This is a genomic window from Pusillimonas sp., assembly GCF_035515275.1.
Classification (GTDB): domain Bacteria; phylum Pseudomonadota; class Gammaproteobacteria; order Burkholderiales; family Burkholderiaceae_B; genus Pusillimonas.
In genome coordinates, this window is sequence record NZ_DATJBQ010000169.1 from 1 (window position 1) to 17089 (window position 17089).

Here is a 17089-nt window from a genome sequence, read left to right on the forward strand (position 1 = left end):
GCCGGCATGACGGCGTGCAGCATGGACGGCAGCAAGGTTCGGCTGAGCGTGTCGACGCAACCGACCAGCAATGAACCGATCAGGGCGCCTCGGATCGAGCCGATACCGCCTACAACAATAACGACAAAGGCAAGTATGAGAATGCTTTCTCCCATGCCCACCTGAACCGACAGCAGGGTGCCCAGCAGGCCGCCTGCAATGGCGCAAAGCGCCGCACCAAATGCGAACAGCAGCGTGAAGACCGTTTTGATGTTGACGCCCATGGCGGTGGCCATCTCGCGGTTGGAAGCGCCGGCGCGCACCCGCATGCCCAGCCGCGTTTTGGTCACCAGCACATAAAGCATGGCGGCGACGGCCAGGCCGCTGGCGATGATGAAGAGCCGGAACGACGAATATTGAAGTCCGGGCATGATCTGTATGGGTTCGGAGAAGATCTGAGGGGCGTTCAGGCGCAGCGGTTGTTCGCCCCACACCATGCGGGCGCCCTCGTTGAAAATTAGAATGAGGGCGAAGGTGGCCAGCACCTGGGACATGTGGTTTCGTTGGTATAGCCGCCGAAAGATCAGGACTTCGAGTATGACGCCGGCCACCATGGTGGCCAGTATTGCCAACCCCATGCCCAACCAGAACGAGTCGGTGACCATGATGAACGTGGCAGCGAAGTACGCACCCAGCATATACAGCGAGCCGTGGGCCAGATTGATGAAATCCATGATGCCGAACACCAGGGTCAGGCCGGCCGCCAGCAAAAACAGCATTAGGCCGAACTGCAGGCCGTTAAGCCCCAGTTCGACCAAAAGCGTCAACGCCATCGATGTCTCCGTATAGTTATAGAATCACCACATACTTGCATAGTTTTTTGTACGGAGTACATAGGCAATGACCACCATTTACCACAACCCGCGTTGCGGCACTTCTCGAACCACCTTGCAATTGCTGCAAGAGCGTGGCCTGGAGCCAGTCGTCATTGAGTATTTGAAAACACCTCCCACACGTCAGGAGCTGGTCCGGTTAATTAAGGATTCGGGCCTTGGCGTGCGCGAGATCATGCGCAGCAAAGAGCCGATGTATCAAGAGCTTGGGCTCGATAACCCCGAGCTCGACGACGACGCCCTGATTGATGCCATGGTGGCACACCCGGTCTTGATGAATCGGCCGATAGTGGTTACGGAAAAGGGGACACGTTTGTGCCGGCCCGCCGAGGTGGTGGCAGAGATACTTTGACGCATCGATTTTCGACGTTTGTCAGCAACAATTGCCCACCGAGATGCGGCGAATCTCAAATTGTCCGGTTCTAGAGTATAATTTCCTCATAACCGGAGTCTAATATGAGCCTGGCCTACGCTTACCCACAAAGCCGTTTCGAACCTGTCACCGTTGTTGACCTTAACGCGCGGCCGGTGCGCGAGCGTCTGTCGGCGTCAGCGCTAAAAGGTTTTTTCAAGCTCACCCAAGCCTGGAAGCTGCGCGATGAAGACGCTTGCGTGTTATTGGGCGGCGTATCCAGCAGTTCATATTACGAGTGGAAGAAAAAGCCCGACCGGGTGCTCGAGGTCGACCGTCTGACTCGGATTTCGTATTTGCTGGGCATTTATAAGTCGCTGCATATTGTGTATGGTGACAAATTGGCTGACCAATGGGTGCATCTGCCCAATCGCAATATTTTGTTTGGCGGGTGCACCCCGTTGGACTACATGATGCAAGGCGGCCTTATCGCGATGCAGGCGGTTCGTCAGTTGCTTGATGCCCGGCGCGGCGGCGTCTAGCCTGCAAGGGGCCATACATGCCATCCGCGCTCGAGCCGTCTATGGCCGAATACTCAGCGGTGCCCAAAGCGGGCTCACCTGAACCGTCGTTCGATGAGCCGCCCGTTTCGCTGGTGCGCCAGCTGGACACCGTGCGTTTGCTGCCGTCTCGTTTTGCCGACCAAGAAGATTCCGTCCTGGCGCCGTTGGCAGAAAGTGCCGACCACCTGGCTGACTTATTTACGCTAGACAACGCCACCAATCAAAGGCTACGCAGCGAACGGGGTGGCATGGCCGGTATCGGCATGGACGAGCTGGTTTTCGGTGTGCCTAATTTTCGCATCATCAATGCGGCGTTTACATACCCGCGTCCCGAGGGCAGCCGGTTCAACACCGGTCAACGAGGCGCCTGGTATTGTGCGTTTGATGCGTCAACCGCGCTGGCCGAAATTGTTTTCCATAAAACGGTTGAGTACGCCGAGATCGATTTTTTCGACGACAGCGTTTCCTATCAAGCGCTTTTGGCGGACTTTAGCGGGCAGTTTCACGACTTGCGCGATGCGCCCGGGTTTGCCCCATGTCTCAGCGCGACAAGCTATGTGGCTTCGCAACAGCTGGCACTGCAACTGCTTGAACAAGGTTCGATGGGGGTGGTGTACCCCAGCGTGAGGCGAGCCCAAGGCACGAATCTGGCGTGCTTCCGGCCTGCATTGGTGGGCAACGTGCGGCGCGCCCAGGCGTATCGACTGACCTGGTCCGGGTCGCCCAAGCCCGCCATCGAACTCATCCCGACTTAAGCTGGAATCAGCCCTTCAAGTGTTTGTCGAGAAACTCGAGGGTGCGCGTCCAGGCCAGCTCAGCTGCCTTTTCATCGTAACGCGGCGTGGTGTCATTGTGGAAACCATGCTGTGTGCCGGGGTAGAAATGGGCCTGGTATTCGACCTTATTCGCCTTAAGCGCTTGTTCGAAAGCAGGCCAGCCCGCATTGATGCGTTCGTCGTTCTCGGCATAGTGGATCAGCAAGGGTGCTTTGATGCGCGCGGTTTCCTCACTGCCTGGCTGGGCGCCATAGAAGGGCACGCCGGCAGCCAGGTCTGGGCGCCGCACGGCCAGTTTATTTACCATGGTGCCGCCATAACAAAAGCCCACCGCGCCGTAGCGGCCGCTGAACTGTGGGTGATTCTGCACGAAATCAACCGCAGCGAACAGGTCCTCCTGGGTCTTGCTCTGATCCAGTTTGGCAAAGAGGGCGCGAGCATCATCTTCGTTACCGGGGTAGCCGCCCAGCGGGGCCAGTGCGTCGGGGGCGAACGCCAGGTATCCTTGCGCGGCCAGCCGGCGCGCGACATCTTCGATATAGGGGTTAAGGCCGCGATTCTCGTGATACACCACCACGGCGGGCAGTTTTTTGTTCGCTTGCGCCGGGGTTGCCAAGTAGCCGCTCATGCTGCCGCTGCCCTGTGGCGATTGAAATTGCCGGTGGCTGACAGAAATTCGCGGATCGGATTCAGGCACCTGGTTGGCCCAGGCAAAATTGGGTCGAAGACTTTCAAGCAGCGCTGCGGCGGTGACACCCCCTACCGCGTAGACTGCCGCTTTCTGGATAAAGGCACGGCGATCAAGATCACCGTGTACGTATTGATCGAAAAGACGAAGGACGTCGGGGTGAAAATCCGAGGCTTTCTTGCGGGTCATGGAGGTTCTCCGGTGGTGGCGATCAGTGGGGTTCAGCATACTTCGATCAGCCGGCCTGGAAAACTTGTTTTTGTCGCGTAGCCTGTGCCTGCAAAGCCTGACCTTGTCATAATGGTATAAAAACTTGACCGCGCCGTTTGAGTCGGCGCTTCCGGAAATTATTCATGTACGAGCATCATGATCATGGCCGCGCGCACGCCGAAAAGGGCGAACATGCCGGCCATCAGCACGGCCATCATCATGGTCCGGGCGGGCATGCGCAGGGCGTCACCGACGAACGGCGACTGCTGTGGGCGTTTGCCATTATTGCGGTCTTCATGGTGGTTGAGGTGGTTGGCGGCGTCGTTTCAGGTTCCCTGGCGCTGCTGGCCGATGCCGGGCACATGGCCAGCGATGCTGCAGCGCTTGCATTCAGTTGGCTGGCATTGCGAGTAGGCCGGCGCGCCGCCACCGAACGTCTGTCGTTCGGCTACAGACGGGTGGAAATCCTGGCGGCCTTTGTCAACGGCTTGACGCTGTTCTTAATTGCGGCCTGGATAGTCGTTGAGGCCGTACGCCGAACCCTGGATCCGGGACCGATACTGGGCGGCCCCATGCTGGCCGTTGCGGTGGCCGGTTTGGTCGCCAATATTGCTGCCTTCGTGGTGCTGTTCAAGGGCAGTCACGAAAATCTGAATTTGCGTAGCGCCATGCTGCACGTGGTGGGCGACTTACTGGGTTCGGTGGCGGCCATTGTTGCGGCGGTTATCGTGCTGTTGACGGGCTGGGCGCCCATCGACCCACTGCTTTCGGTGCTGGTGGCGGTGATTATTCTAAGAAGCGCCTGGGGCGTGGTGCGTTCGGCAGGGCATATTTTGCTGGAAGGTGCACCGCCCAGCCTGGCCATTGCTGAGATCAAGGCAGACCTCGAGCAACACGTGCCCCTGGTCTGCAGGGTGCATCATATACACGTGTGGTCGATCACCGCCGACCGGCATTTGCTGACCATGCATGTGGTGCCTCGGCCAGACGTGGCGCCGCAAGACGTCATTGCGGCCGCCAGTGCGCGTTTACTAGAACGTTTCGGGATCGACCACGTCACGATCCAGGTCGAAGAGGGCGGGTGCACCGACCCCTCGGACCACAGCACGGTTTGCTGCTGACCAAGCTCAGGGCGTCAGGACCCCGTCGTTGTTGTAATCGTAGCGGTCGAAGTCGCGCATGACATGGTCCAGAAACTCGTCCAGTGTCAGCTCGCCGCTGTGGTCTTTATCGACCGCTGCAAATTGCTCGGGTGTCAATACCGCGCTTGCTTCGGCTTTGCTCAGGCGTTTGTTGCCGTCGGTATCCAGCTTTAGAAACGACTCGCGCATGAACTGCTCGTACTCGTCCTTGCTGACGCCGCCGCTGTTGTTTCGATCAAGCGCCTTGAAGTGTTCAGGGGTCAGCTCGGCGGCGGAAGCGCCTTGTGCATAAGCTGTACCGGAAAAGCCCAGAACCAGGGCCAGCGCCAGGGACGCAACAGGTTTGATGATGTCGATCTTCATTATTTGCACCCCATGCGGTTGCCGAGATAGCCGCCCGCGCCAATTCCGACGGCGGTCATTGCCGTACGTCCAGTACCGCCGCCTATCGTACTGCCTAACAGGCCGCCGATCACAGCCCCGCCCACAGTGCCGGCAATACAGTTGAACTCGGTGTTGCTGGCACTGCCGCCGTGTTGTGATGGGCTCTGGCATGCACTTAGCGCGCCCAGACTCATCAGGGCAATAAACAAGGAGATTTTTCTCATGGCTGTCTCTTCAGTGCAAGACCGAGGCGAATGCCTGTCGATCATGGACACAGGGTTGCAGTGTAAAAGGTTAACGGCTTATCAAATAGTGGCTTTATATACCCAAATGCGGCAAAGAATCAAAACATATTTGCTTGTAACGGAATGCATGGCGTCCTGGACCAAGAGTAGGGTGGTGCGTGACCTGTCTTGACCTTAACACGATGGTAAGGTTTACATTAAATCCATCTGTTCAAAAAGGGGGCGCCATGCCTGACGCAGCCATAAAATCAAACAAGGTCGGTTTTTCGACATTCGCTCATTCGCCCATTACCCTTGATGTCGAGGGTATGACCTGCGCCTCGTGCGTGGGCAGGGTCGAGCGTGCCCTGAAGGCCGTACCGGGCGTTGAGGACGCCTGTGTCAATCTGGCCACCCAACGGGCTGAAGTGCAGTTTGCCACGGCCGGTGACGCCCAAGCGGCGATCAACGCGGTCAAGAAGGTTGGCTATGAGGCACGCGTTGCGCGCAGCGATTCGGCCGCCCAAGACGAGTTGGCCAAGCGGCAGCAAGCCGAAAGCAACGAGCTGCGTGCGGCGCTGATAATTGCCGTCGTATTGACCTTGCCGGTGTTCGTGCTGGAGATGGGCTCCCATTTTTTCCCGCCTTTCCATCATTTCATCATGAACACCATGGGCCTGGAACTTAGCTGGCGCATACAGTTCGTGCTGACCACCATGGTGTTGCTCGGGCCGGGCCGGCGCTTTTTTCGTCTGGGCATACCGTCGCTGATACGTGGTGCCCCCGATATGAACTCTTTGGTGGCTGTGGGGGCGGGCGCCGCCTATCTGTATTCGGTAGTGGCTACCTTCGTTCCTGGCTTGTTACCTGAAGGTACGGTGCATGTGTATTTTGAAGCGGCAGCCGTCATTGCCACCTTGATTTTGCTTGGCCGCTATCTTGAGATTCGCGCCAAGGGGCGAACCTCCGAGGCCATCAAGCGTCTGGTTGGCTTGCAGCCGCGTACAGCAAGAGTGCAGCGCGACGGAAACTTCGTTGAACTGCCGATTGCGCAGGTCGTGGCCGGCGATGTATTGCTGGCGCGTCCGGGCGAACGGCTTGCCGTCGACGGTTCAGTGGTATCAGGTGAAAGCTTTGTCGATGAGTCGATGATCAGCGGCGAGCCCGAGCCGGTACGAAAACAACAGGGCGACCCGGTGGTGGGGGGTACGGTCAATCAGACGGGCTCGCTCACTTACAACGCTACCCAGGTGGGCGCGGACACTGTTCTGGCGCGCATCATTGCCATGGTCGAGCACGCACAGGCTTCCAAACTGCCCATCCAGGCCATGGTCGACCGCATCACCATGTGGTTCGTGCCGGCTGTTATAGCCATGGCCCTTCTTACATGCCTGGTGTGGCTCATTTGGGGCCCCGAGCCGGCGCTTAATTTTGCATTGGTCAACGCCGTGGCGGTGCTGATCGTTGCCTGCCCGTGCGCCATGGGCCTGGCTACACCCACGTCAATCATGGTGGGCATGGGGCGGGGCGCTCAAATGGGTATTTTCTTTCGTCGCGGAGAGGCCTTGCAGCAGTTCGCCGAGACCAAGGTCGTGGCATTTGACAAAACCGGCACTCTTACGCTGGGCAAGCCCGTGCTCACCGACTTTGTGCTTGCCCCGGGCTGGCAGCGCAGCGACGTATTGGCATGCATTGCTGCAGTTGAAGGCCACTCCGAACATCCCATTGCACACGCCTTGGTCGAAGCGGCTCAAGCCGAGTCGGTTCCTGTGTTGGCGCTAGAGCAGTTTCAAGCTGAATCAGGCTCGGGGGTTCGGGGCGTGGTCGATGGCCGCCGCGTTGAAATCGGCGCCGACCGCTACATGGTTTCGCTGGGACTGGATCCTTCCATGTTTGTCGAGGCCGCGGCACGCTTGGGCGACGAAGGCAAGACGCCCATCTATGCAGCCATTGACGGTTGCCTGGTGGCCATGTTGGCCGTGGCCGACCGCATCAAACCCACCACCGCCAAAGCTATTGCTGCCTTGCATGAACTGGGGCTGAAGGTGGCGATGATCACCGGCGACAACCGCCGCACCGCAAAGGCCATCGGGCGCGAACTGGGTATTGATGAGGTCGTGGCCGAAGTGCTGCCCGAGGGCAAGGTGCGCGAGGTGGAAAGGTTGAAACGCCAGTACGGTGCCCTGGCGTTTGTGGGCGACGGCATCAACGATGCGCCCGCGCTGGCGGCAGCCGACGTTGGGGTGGCCGTTGGAACCGGTACTGATGTGGCCATGGAGGCCGCCGACGTGGTGTTGATGTCGGGCGACCTGAATGGCGTGCCGAACGCTTTGGCGCTGTCGCGCGCCACGCTCAAAAATATTCGTCAGAACTTGTTCTGGGCGTTTGCCTACAACACGGCGCTGATACCGGTAGCCGCCGGGGTGCTGTATCCGTTTACGGGCGTGTTGATGTCGCCCGTGTTTGCGGCAGGCGCCATGGCCTTATCCAGCGTGTTCGTGCTGGGCAACGCCCTGCGCCTGCGAGGGTTTCAGGCGCCCGCTGCGTCGGGCGTATAACCCGCTTCGGTGATGGCTGCACGAACCGCGGTTTCGTCGGCCTCGCCTTGTATACGCACCAGGTGATGCGCCAGGTCGACCTCGACCGACGCTTGCGGGGCTGCATTTTTAACCGCCTTGGTGATAGCGCCGACACAGTGGTTGCAAGTCATGTCATGTACACGAAATTCAAGCATGTTTTTCTCCAGACTAAGGGTAGTCCTACTGTAAACCTTGCTATCGTGGTAAGGTCAACCAACATGTATGGGTAATAGGGCCCCTTGCAACGGAGGACACTATGAATATCGGCCAGGCCGCCCAAGCCTCGGGCGTTACGGCGAAAATGATCCGCTACTACGAAAGCGTGGGTCTTCTGGCGGCAGCGCAGCGTTCTTCGGCCGGCTATCGGCAGTATGATCAGGCCGACGTTCAAACCCTGCGTTTTATCCGGCGCGCCCGTGATCTAGGTTTTTCGCTCGACCGCATCCGCATGCTCATCGGCTTATGGAAAGACAAAGATCGCAAGAGCCACGACGTCAAGCGTCTGGCAGGTCAGTACATCAAAGAACTTGATCAGGACATTGCCAAGCTGCAGTCGATCCGCGACCAGCTTCAGGTTTTGGCCGATTGCTGCCAGGGCGATGACCGGCCCGATTGCCCCATACTCGAGGAGCTGTCCAGCTCTGCAACCAGCCAAAGGTGAATTCATGGGATTGCTGATAGATGGTCAATGGACCGATCAATGGTATGACACGAAAAGCACGGGCGGACGTTTTGTCCGCACTGAGGCTCAGTTTCGCAACTGGGTCACACCCGACGGTGCGCCGGGGCCCAGCGGAGAGGGCGGCTTTGCCGCCGAACCCGGCCGTTATCACTTGTATGTATCGCTGGCCTGCCCTTGGGCGCATCGAACGCTTATATTTCGTGCCATCAAGCAGCTCGACTCCCTGATCACCGTGTCGGTGGTCAATCCGTTAATGGCTCAACATGGCTGGACCTTCGAGCCCGACGAGGGAGTGGTGCCCGACCACGTCAACCACGCCAGCTATATGCATCAGTTGTATACCTTGGCGCAGCCCGGCTATAGCGGTCGCGTGACCGTACCGGTGTTGTGGGACAAGCATCGGCGCACGATTGTCAATAACGAGTCGTCCGAGATCATTCGCATGCTTAATAGCGCGTTTGACGGCGTCGGGGCGGCTGCCGGAGACTATTATCCAGCCCAACTCCGCAACGCGATAGACGAAATCAATGCTTATGTTTACACGAACATTAACAACGGCGTGTATCGAGCCGGTTTTGCCACGACGCAAGACGCCTACGAGCAGGCCGTTCAAGAACTGTTTGACGCGCTTGAAACCCTGGAGCGGCGCCTGTTGAAGCAGCGCTATCTGACCGGTTCAACATTGACCGAGGCGGATTGGCGGTTGTTCACAACCTTGCTGCGCTTTGACCCCGTGTACTACGGCCACTTCAAGTGCAGTTTGAAACGCCTGGTTGATCTTCCCGCGCTATGGGGGTTCACGCGTGAGTTATACCAGTACCCGGGCGTAGCCGACACGGTTGACCTGCGCCACATCAAACACCACTACTACCGTAGCCATACGCAAATCAATCCGACCGGCTTGGTGCCCATGGGGCCCAATATGGATTTCTCGCTTCCGCACAAGCGCGAACTGGTCTAGCTCACTTCAGGCATGGGGGTTGCTGCTTGCACAGAGCAACTTCACCCCCCATGAATCCGGAGGAAAATATGGCCCGAAACCCCACCCAGACCGAGCTTGCAGCAAAACGCGACGAGGTCGCTTCCAATATGAAGGATCTGCTCGACAGCGCAGAAGAATTGCTGCGTTCAACCGCCAGCTACAGCGGCGCCGAGATTGAGGCCGCGCGAGATAAATTGAAGGGTCAGCTTGAACAGGCACGCCTTGAAGCCGGCAATTATCGCCTCAGGCTCAAAGAAAGTTACCACGCAGTTTCCGAGGCGGCTGACGAATGTGTGCATGAGCATGCCTGGAAAGCAGTGTGCATCGCGGGTGTGATTGGTCTTTTACTCGGCAAGTGCCTCTCGTCAGACCGACGGTAAACAACCGAATGCGGCCTCTAGGTATCAAGCTCGTTTTTGAACGCCAAGCGTAGCGCCTTTCTATTCTTGGTGTAGTCTTGCCAAGGATCGCTGCCTTGCTTTTGCCGATGCCTCAGCGCGTTGTGAATATTGAAGGTCGCGCCCCGCAGGTCGTATTGGGTATCCAGCTCTTCCCATGCCACGGGTAGCGAAACGGGGGCTCCTTTACGCGCACGCGCCGAGAATGCCGCCACGGCAGTCGCCCCGTTGCCGTTGCGCAAGTAATCCACAAAGATCAGCCCTTTGCGTCCGGCTTTTAAGGCCTTGGCCGTGAACTGGCGGGGCGCTTCCCGCGCCAGGTAATCAGCCATGGCGTGAGCGAAGGCCTTTACGGTGTCCCAGGTATGGGTCGCCTTGATGGGCGCCACCAGATGCAGGCCTTTACCACCTGTGGTTTTCAGATAAGGCGTCAGGCCTGCGTCTTGCATGAGGCGTTGAACCAGTCGCGCGGCGGTGACCACATCAGCCCAGGAAATGTCGGGGTCGGGGTCGAGGTCGAGCGTGATGCGGTCGGGTCGGTCTGGATGGGGTAGCGACGAGCCCCAGGTGTGGAACTCGACGACGCCGAACTGAACCAGCTCAAGTAGACCGCGTTGGCTTTCTATTACGACCTGTTCGTCGTCCAGGGTAATGCCTTCCGGGGTGGCACTGTGCAGGTGCTTCTGAAAAAAACAGGTGGCGTTCGTTCCTTGCGGGCAACGCAGCAACGCCACTCGCCGTTTCAGCAGATGAGGCAGAATGTACTCGGCAACCGACTGGTAATACTCAACCAGTTGCAGTTTCGAGATATCAGGGCTGGTATAGATGAGGCGGTCGGGGCTCGAGACATTGACCTCGCCTACCAGCACGCGGTTGCGCTTGCCCGAAAGCCGCTTGCGTTGACTGCTGTTCGTGCGGGTATCGAGAGGAGCAGGGTCGGCGGCCGCTTCGCCGGTTACTGCCGAGGCCGGTTTATCTTCACGAAGCCCTTTGAAAGAAGCGTGACGCAGCAGCCCGTCGTTGGTCCAGCCTGCGTAATTGACTTCGGCAACCAGTTTTGGTGTCACCCATTGAATGTCGCCGTTGCTGCGACGGTATCGTTGACTACTCTCGGTAACGCTTGAAAACGGGCTGGTCTTGCGATGGATCTTGCTTAGCTTCTGATGCAAGGATTCGAGAGTGGCCTGAGTAAACCCTGTGCCGACCCTGCCGACATAACGCAATTTTTTCCCATCTCGCAAACCCACCAGCAGGGCCCCCAGAGACGAGCGGGATCCCGAAGGTTGGGTATAGCCTCCGATGACGAACTCTTGTTGCGGGCGACATTTAAGCTTCAGCCAAGCGCGGCTGCGGCCTTCTGTATAGGGGGCGTCCAGTTTTTTGCAAATCAAGCCTTCCAGGCTTAAGCGGCAGGCTTCCGTCCAGGCTGAGTCGCCTTCAGTATTGCCGGCAACGTCCAATATCTGAGTAAACATAATCGCGCTGTCGGCGGGCAATGTCTCGATCAGCTCGCTTAAGCGTTGGCGACGGTCGGATAAAGGCAAGGCGCGCAGGTCAGTGCCATTCCAGAACGGCAGATCAAAGGCGACAAACACCAGATTGCCTGCGTTGCCGTCCAGGGCTCGTTGCAACGACTGGAAGCGGCTGATGCCTTGATCGTCGAAACACACGACCTCGCCGTCTATCCACCCCTGCCCCAGGTTCAGTTGACCAAGGTCACGGGCTAAGTGCGGCATGCGTGAGGTCCAGTCATTGCCGTTGCGACTGAACAGTTTTGCCTCGGTGCCATCGATTCGGCACAGCATGCGATAGCCATCGTATTTCACCTCATAAGACCATCCCCCGCCGGAAGGTGGACGGTCAATCAAGGTGGCCAATTGGGGCGACAGGAAATCGGGCAGGTCGGTTCTTCGCACTCTGGTTGTTCGGGCGGCGTCGGTAGCGGATTTTTTTGTTCGCCGAGTTGGCCGGGTGGGCGCTACGGGTGCCCCGTCTGATTCGGCGTCATGTCCGGCAACGGCATGATCGTCGTCCAGTTTACGCAATAGCCATTGCTTGTCGTCGTTGCCGGTGCGAAGCAACATCCATTGACCCCGCAGCCCCCCCTTAAGCTCAAAACGCAAGCGGCCGCTGGCGAGTCCCTGGGCAGGGTCGGAGGCGGGCATCCAGGTGCCTTTGTCCCAGATGTCGACATGACCGGCACCATATTGCCCGGCGGGAATCTCGCCTTGGAAGCTTCCGTATTCGAGCGGATGGTCTTCTACGTGAACCGCCAAACGCTTGACGGCAGGGTCGAGCGAAGGGCCTTTGGGCACGGCCCAGCTTACAAGCACGCCTTCGATTTCAAGACGGAAATCATAATGCAGGCGCCGTGCCTGATGGCGCTGTATGACATAACTTAGTGCGCGCGAGGCCGACCGTGAAGCCGGGCGACCTTTGGGTTCGGACGTCACCTTGAAGTCGCGCTTTTGCTGGTAGGTCTGTAATTGGGGTTTCAATTCCGAACGCCTCGCTATGGCATGCGCTACCCGGCGCGGTTGGGTCGGCTGACCGGTGTGTCAGGCGGTTTTTCGTTTGGTGCCGACGGAGCCTGTTTTCTTGGCCGACGGCGACGCTCGTTTTGCTGTGGTTTTCTTCGTGGCTTTTCTCGCTGTTTTCCTGGCTGTTTTCTGGTTTGTTGCGGGGGCATTTTTACCGCCGCCGCCTTTGCGCTCATCGATGCTTCGCTGCAGCATGGCCATAAGATCAATTACCTTGCCGGACTTGCGCGGTGCCGCCGAAGACTCATCCAAAGAATGGGTACGGCCTGATGCGATCTTTTCTTCGATGGTCGACATCAGGTCGTCGCGATATTGGTCCCGGTACTGAGCGGGGTCCCAGGGCTGAGTCATTTCATCGAGCAACCGTTGCGCCATCTGCAATTCTCGCGGCGCGGGCAGGCTCTGTTTGTCGCGCGGAATATTCAGATCGTCGGTGTCGCGGATCTCGTCCGCATACCGCAGGGTGACCAGCATCAATACGTCATCCAGGGGCATTAACGCCGCCAGGTACTGCTTGGTGTGCAGCACGACATAGGCCAGGGCCAGCAGGCCGCTTTTTCGCAGGACTTCGCGAAACAGTGCGTATCCTTTGTCGCCCCTTTTGTCGGGTGCCAGGTAATAGGGCGTATCGAAATAATAAAGGGGCACCTGCGCGGCTTTGACGAATCCAAAGACGTCTACCGACTGGGTGGCTGATTCGTTGGCGCGTTTGAAGTCCTCGTCGTTCAAGAAAACGTATTCGCCTTTTTCGTATTCATATCCCTTGACGATATGTTCGCCTTCGATAGGCTTGCCGGTACGCTTGTTGATGCGTTGGTATCCGACCGGGGAGTTGTCTCGTTTGTCGATCCAGTCGAAATCGAGCCGAGTGACGCGCGTAGCCGCATGCAGCACGATGGGCACATGTACAAGGCCGAAGGTGATGGCGCCTTTCCAGATGACGCGAGGCATGGCTGACCTCTTTCAGGACACTTGGTCGCTATACATCAGCAACCATTGTTCCTGACAGACACAAACGTCCGATCAGGGCCGGGTCGGGGTTTTGTTGCGACGACTGCTTTGTTGATCCTGGCCCGAGCCGATCTGGCTGACGTGTCCCTCTTTTTTGCTTCGGTTCTGCGTCGTGCCATGGCTCTTCTGGCTTTCGCGTTGCGTGTCGTCTTGCTGGGTCTGGCTTTTATCGGACTGCTGCTTGGTGTTCGGCATGGTGCACTCCTTGGAAGATCGACCGTCTAGCGGCCGGGTTTTGCCGCGCGTTCGACCGGGGTGGGGTCGGGGCGTAGCTTGGCTGGTTTGGCGCCGCGCAAACGGGCCTCGACAATCAGGTAGGCGGGTATAGCCAGGCATAGCGGCACAACGCAGTACAGAACTCGATACATCAGCACCCCGGCCAGCACTTGGTGCGCTGGAAGCGTTCCAGACAGCGCGCCCACAAAAATGGCTTCGGTTACCCCCAGTCCGCCCGGAATGTGAGCGACCAGCGCAGCGATGCTGGAAAACATCAAGATGCCCAGTACTGCCCAATATGCCACTTCCTGACCCAGCAGCAAATATATGATGGCCCCCATCAGGCTCCAGGAAACCGCCGCCAGCAGGCACTGGGCCAGCGCCAGCTTGATGGGCGGAAGTTCGATGCGATGCCGGCTTATCGTCCAGATCCGTTTGCGCGAAAAAGCACACATAGCCAGATAGACGGTGATTCCGGCCACCATGATCAAGCCGATCAACTGCAGCATCACCCGGCCGATACTCCAGTTGTCAGGCAAGGGCACGGCGGCGGTCATGAAGAGCACACCGGCCAGCCAGCCGTAGCCTATCCAGTTGGTCAATGTGCTGAAACCCACAATACGTCCGATAGTGGCCGCGCGGACGCCCATTCGGTGGTAGAGGCGAAAACGAATACCCACGCCCCCGACCAGGACACCCACGTTCAGGTTCATGGCGTAGCTCAGCGCGGCGACACCCATGACTTTCCAGTATGGCAGTGGCGTGCCCGCGTAGTATTTGGCCAAGATCTCGAAACTCGTATAAACGAGATGCCCCAGTAGGGCGATGCCGACGGCCATCGCGATTGTCGGAGTACCGATCTCGCTGGCCGAGCGCAGCACTTCCAGCCAATCCAGCTTGCGTGCAAGGTTAAACAGCAGCAGGACAACAGCGGTTACGATCAGACCGGTGACAACACGCGTAATCCACTTCCAGGTGGAGCCCTTTAAGCGGGTGCGCGCCAATTGAATATTCATGCCGACCTTTGCTCCTGGGTTTCTGCAAGGCTTTCAGCGCCCAGCGACTCAATCCGGGGCTTATGGGCGGGTAGGCTGCCCGCCCAGGCCGGGAAGCGGCGCAGAAAATGGAACACCAGAACACTGGTCCAGGGCCTGCGCCCCAGCCAGCCCCGACGCTTTATCGGGCGCTCGACGCGTCGGCAATGGTTCTCAATGAGTTGTTCGAGGTTGTCGCGTAAACGGCGATTGAAGTCTCTGTCGTGTATGACCACATTCGCCTCAAGATTCAACGCCAGGCTGAAGGGGTCGAGGTTGCTTGAGCCCACCGTGGACCACTGCTGGTCGATGCAGGCCACCTTGCCGTGCAAGGGGCGATCACAGTACTCATAGATCAGGACCCCGGCAGATGCCAGGTAATCGTACAGCATCTCGGAGGCTTTCTGCGCAAACCGCATATCGGGCTCTCCTTGCAAAATCAAGCGTACCCGTACACCGCGCCTGGCGGCATTAACAAGGTCGCGCAACAAGCGATAACCCGGAAAGAAGTAGGCGTTGGCAATCAACACATCTTCGCAGGCGCCCCTTATGGCCACCCGATAGGCGCTTTCAATCGAAGTAGGGTGAGCCTCGTTGTCGCGCACGATCAGGCGGCCGGTCGCGTCGCCCTTGGGCGGAGCGAGCTTTGGTGCGCGCCGCCAGCGTCGTGGGCCCGCTTGTGCCGCCTTGAGCGTGGTACGCACGTAATCGGCCAGGTCGGTGGCCAATGGCCCTCGGACTTCGACCGCGTAGTCCTGCTTGGCCATCGGCCCGAAGTCGGGCAGGTGGTCTGCCGAGAAGTTTATGCCCCCGATAAAGGCCGTCCGTCCGTCCACTGCGACGATCTTGCGATGCATGCGCCGAAAAAGATTGGTGCGCACACCAAAAAAACGTGGGCGTGGATCGAACACATGAAGCCGTACGCCCACCTCGGTCAAGCCCAGAATGAATTCATCAGAAAGCGTGTCGGAGCCATAGCCGTCGACGGTAATGTCGACCTGCACACCTCGCTGTGCCGCTTCGATCAACACCTGGCGCAGCGCGCGTCCCACCTTGTCGTCGAACAATATAAAGGTTTCGAGCAAGATCTCGAAACGGGCCTGTGCAATCACTTCGTTGACGCGCGGATAATAAGCCTCGCCATTCTCAAGCAACACGAACTCGTTGCCCTCTCGCCAGGGGCTGCTCATATTTCAATCTCCGCAACCAGGGGCAGGTGGTCCGACAAGCCGGCCCACGGGTGCCGTTTCATCTTTACCGGCCGGTGCCCGGCAACATTGGAAACATAGATTCGATCAAGCCGCAGCACCGGGCAGCGTGCTGGAAACGTCCTGATCGGCCGCCCGTGAGCCGAGGCGAATACGTCGACCAGTCCGCAATGGTTCAAATGGCGGCTCGCTTTCAGGCGCCAGTCATTGAAGTCACCTGCGACGACCACCGCCTCACCCGCGGGGATCGTACTTCGTACAAGTTCGCACAATCGCTGCAACTGGTGGCGTCGATGCGTTTCCCGCAGGCCCAGGTGGACGCATACCGCATGCATGCGCAGGTCGCTGTTCGGCGCCTCCAGCACACAGTGCAAAATTCCTCGGGCTTCATGGCGATTGATACTGACGTCATGGTTTTGGTAGGTGGCAATGGGAAACTTCGACAAGATGGCGTTACCGTGGTGTCCGGCCGGGTATACCGCGTTGCGTCCATAGGCAAAGTCCGACCATACGGTGTCAGCCAGGAATTCGTAATGTGAAGCCGTCGGCCACCCGTGTAGTCTGGCTGCGTGGCGATGGTGCTCACCCAGTACTTCTTGCAGGAAAATGACATCAGGCGCAGTGGTGCGTATTGCGTCGCGCAGTTCGTGCAAGATGAAACGCCTGTTGAAGATCGTAAAGCCCTTGTGTACGTTCACGGTCAGCACCCTTAAGGTGCGGCCTGGTCCGGCCTGCTCTCGCATTCATCGCTCCATCATGCTGTCATCTGCGGAAAGGTTGCAAGTTTCATACCCGCGGGGTAATGCGACTCATGCCGGGGGAGCACATTTGCCCGATTGACTACGGTGTGTACGGAATGCTTTCGCCCCTGGGGCTCGACATACGGGCTCCCACCACCATTTCGGTGGCCCAGTTCAGCAAAATTGCGGTGTAGGAACGCTGGGCGGCCTTGCGAGTCAACCCGTGGTCGGCTTCATCCACGATACGATGGGATAGCGAGTGAACATCCTGAAAGGCTGAGCGGTAGTTCATGATTGTGGAATGAGGCACGAAATCGTCGTGTTCTGCTTCGACAATCAGGACGTCACCGCGAAAGCGCCGGCAGGCCGCCAGCGCCCGGTTGTCGTCAGGGGTGACGGTGCTTAAGCGGTAGGCGGTCAGGCTTTCACGGTTCAACTGGCGTTTTGGCAGCATCCACTCGTCGTCACGGTACAAAGCAGGTACGTGC

The 17089-nt window shown here is 58.4% G+C and carries 19 protein-coding genes and 1 pseudogene; 8 read left to right on the forward strand and 12 right to left on the reverse strand.

What is annotated here, in order from left to right; translation table 11 throughout:
• The coding region (locus VL003_RS12390; RefSeq protein WP_325442930.1) for a branched-chain amino acid ABC transporter permease at positions 1-812 on the reverse strand (812 nt) is incomplete at its 3' end.
• Between the two features lie 67 nt (positions 813-879).
• On the opposite strand from VL003_RS12390, the gene arsC reads away from it, so the two are divergent.
• The 3 genes from arsC (at position 880) to VL003_RS12405 (ending at position 2542) form a co-directional block, all read left to right on the forward strand.
• The gene (arsC, locus tag VL003_RS12395) at positions 880-1224 is read left to right on the forward strand and encodes an arsenate reductase (glutaredoxin) (protein ID WP_325442932.1); all 345 of its coding nucleotides are present in this window, start codon (positions 880-882) and stop codon (positions 1222-1224) included.
• Between the two features lie 104 nt (positions 1225-1328).
• Complete coding sequence (locus VL003_RS12400; protein ID WP_325442934.1) at positions 1329-1766, forward strand: MbcA/ParS/Xre antitoxin family protein; 438 nt, start codon at positions 1329-1331, stop codon at positions 1764-1766.
• 41 nt (positions 1767-1807) lie between these two features.
• Positions 1808-2542: an RES family NAD+ phosphorylase gene (locus VL003_RS12405; protein WP_325442962.1), complete on the forward strand. Its 735-nt coding sequence runs from the start codon at positions 1808-1810 to the stop codon at positions 2540-2542.
• A gap of 7 nt (positions 2543-2549) precedes the next feature.
• Here VL003_RS12405 and VL003_RS12410 read toward each other — a convergent pair whose 3' ends face one another.
• The gene (locus VL003_RS12410) at positions 2550-3440 is read right to left on the reverse strand and encodes a dienelactone hydrolase family protein (protein WP_325442936.1); all 891 of its coding nucleotides are present in this window, start codon (positions 3438-3440) and stop codon (positions 2550-2552) included.
• Positions 3441-3604: 164 nt separating this feature from the next.
• Between VL003_RS12410 and VL003_RS12415 the strand changes: the two genes are divergently transcribed.
• Positions 3605-4582: a cation diffusion facilitator family transporter gene (locus VL003_RS12415; RefSeq protein ID WP_325442938.1), complete on the forward strand. Its 978-nt coding sequence runs from the start codon at positions 3605-3607 to the stop codon at positions 4580-4582.
• A 6-nt stretch (positions 4583-4588) separates the two neighbouring features.
• On the opposite strand, the gene VL003_RS12420 is transcribed toward VL003_RS12415, so the two are convergent.
• Together VL003_RS12420 and VL003_RS12425 are read right to left on the reverse strand one after the other, a co-directional pair.
• Positions 4589-4966, reverse strand: coding sequence for an EF-hand domain-containing protein (locus tag VL003_RS12420; RefSeq protein ID WP_325442940.1), 378 nt, complete (start codon positions 4964-4966; stop codon positions 4589-4591).
• Positions 4966-5211 (reverse strand): hypothetical protein, encoded by a 246-nt coding sequence (locus VL003_RS12425; RefSeq protein ID WP_325442942.1) that lies wholly within the window; start codon positions 5209-5211, stop codon positions 4966-4968. The genes VL003_RS12420 and VL003_RS12425 overlap by 1 nt, the downstream gene beginning before the upstream one ends.
• 248 nt (positions 5212-5459) lie before the next feature.
• Here VL003_RS12425 and VL003_RS12430 point away from each other — a divergent pair, with 248 nt between their 5' ends.
• On the forward strand, positions 5460-7769 hold the full coding sequence (locus VL003_RS12430) for a heavy metal translocating P-type ATPase (RefSeq protein ID WP_325442944.1): 2310 nt from the start codon (positions 5460-5462) through the stop codon (positions 7767-7769).
• On the opposite strand, the gene VL003_RS12435 is transcribed toward VL003_RS12430, so the two are convergent.
• A complete protein-coding gene (locus tag VL003_RS12435) occupies positions 7742-7945 on the reverse strand; it encodes a heavy-metal-associated domain-containing protein (RefSeq protein ID WP_325442946.1) in 204 nt (67 codons plus the stop codon). The two genes, VL003_RS12430 and VL003_RS12435, sit on opposite strands and share 28 nt — an antisense overlap.
• Positions 7946-8046: 101 nt before the next feature.
• Between VL003_RS12435 and cueR the strand changes: the two genes are divergently transcribed.
• The 3 genes from cueR (at position 8047) to VL003_RS12450 (ending at position 9834) form a co-directional block, all read left to right on the forward strand.
• Entirely contained in the window at positions 8047-8451 is a 405-nt protein-coding gene (gene cueR / locus VL003_RS12440) for a Cu(I)-responsive transcriptional regulator (protein WP_325442947.1), read from the forward strand.
• Between the two features lie 4 nt (positions 8452-8455).
• Complete coding sequence (locus VL003_RS12445; protein WP_325442948.1) at positions 8456-9433, forward strand: glutathione S-transferase family protein; 978 nt, start codon at positions 8456-8458, stop codon at positions 9431-9433.
• A 68-nt stretch (positions 9434-9501) separates the two neighbouring features.
• Positions 9502-9834 (forward strand): ElaB/YgaM/YqjD family protein, encoded by a 333-nt coding sequence (locus VL003_RS12450; RefSeq protein WP_325442949.1) that lies wholly within the window; start codon positions 9502-9504, stop codon positions 9832-9834.
• Between the two features lie 17 nt (positions 9835-9851).
• Here VL003_RS12450 and ligD read toward each other — a convergent pair whose 3' ends face one another.
• From ligD to VL003_RS12485, 7 genes and pseudogenes are all read right to left on the reverse strand, one after another.
• A complete protein-coding gene (ligD, locus tag VL003_RS12455) occupies positions 9852-12350 on the reverse strand; it encodes a DNA ligase D (protein ID WP_325442950.1) in 2499 nt (832 codons plus the stop codon).
• 60 nt (positions 12351-12410) lie between these two features.
• Positions 12411-13343: a non-homologous end joining protein Ku gene (ku, locus tag VL003_RS12460; RefSeq protein ID WP_325442952.1), complete on the reverse strand. Its 933-nt coding sequence runs from the start codon at positions 13341-13343 to the stop codon at positions 12411-12413.
• A 72-nt stretch (positions 13344-13415) separates the two neighbouring features.
• Positions 13416-13598 carry a hypothetical protein gene (locus tag VL003_RS12465; RefSeq protein ID WP_325442954.1) on the reverse strand — a complete coding sequence of 61 codons (183 nt, stop codon included), beginning with the start codon at positions 13596-13598 and terminating at the stop codon, positions 13416-13418.
• A 26-nt stretch (positions 13599-13624) separates the two neighbouring features.
• Positions 13625-14635 (reverse strand): lysylphosphatidylglycerol synthase domain-containing protein, encoded by a 1011-nt coding sequence (locus tag VL003_RS12470; protein WP_325442956.1) that lies wholly within the window; start codon positions 14633-14635, stop codon positions 13625-13627.
• Positions 14632-15843: a cardiolipin synthase ClsB gene (gene clsB / locus VL003_RS12475; protein ID WP_325442958.1), complete on the reverse strand. Its 1212-nt coding sequence runs from the start codon at positions 15841-15843 to the stop codon at positions 14632-14634. The genes VL003_RS12470 and clsB overlap by 4 nt, the downstream gene beginning before the upstream one ends.
• Positions 15840-16604: an endonuclease/exonuclease/phosphatase family protein gene (locus VL003_RS12480; protein ID WP_325442960.1), complete on the reverse strand. Its 765-nt coding sequence runs from the start codon at positions 16602-16604 to the stop codon at positions 15840-15842. The genes clsB and VL003_RS12480 overlap by 4 nt, the downstream gene beginning before the upstream one ends.
• A gap of 97 nt (positions 16605-16701) precedes the next feature.
• Positions 16702-17089: pseudogene (locus VL003_RS12485) on the reverse strand (alpha/beta hydrolase); the annotation flags it as partial.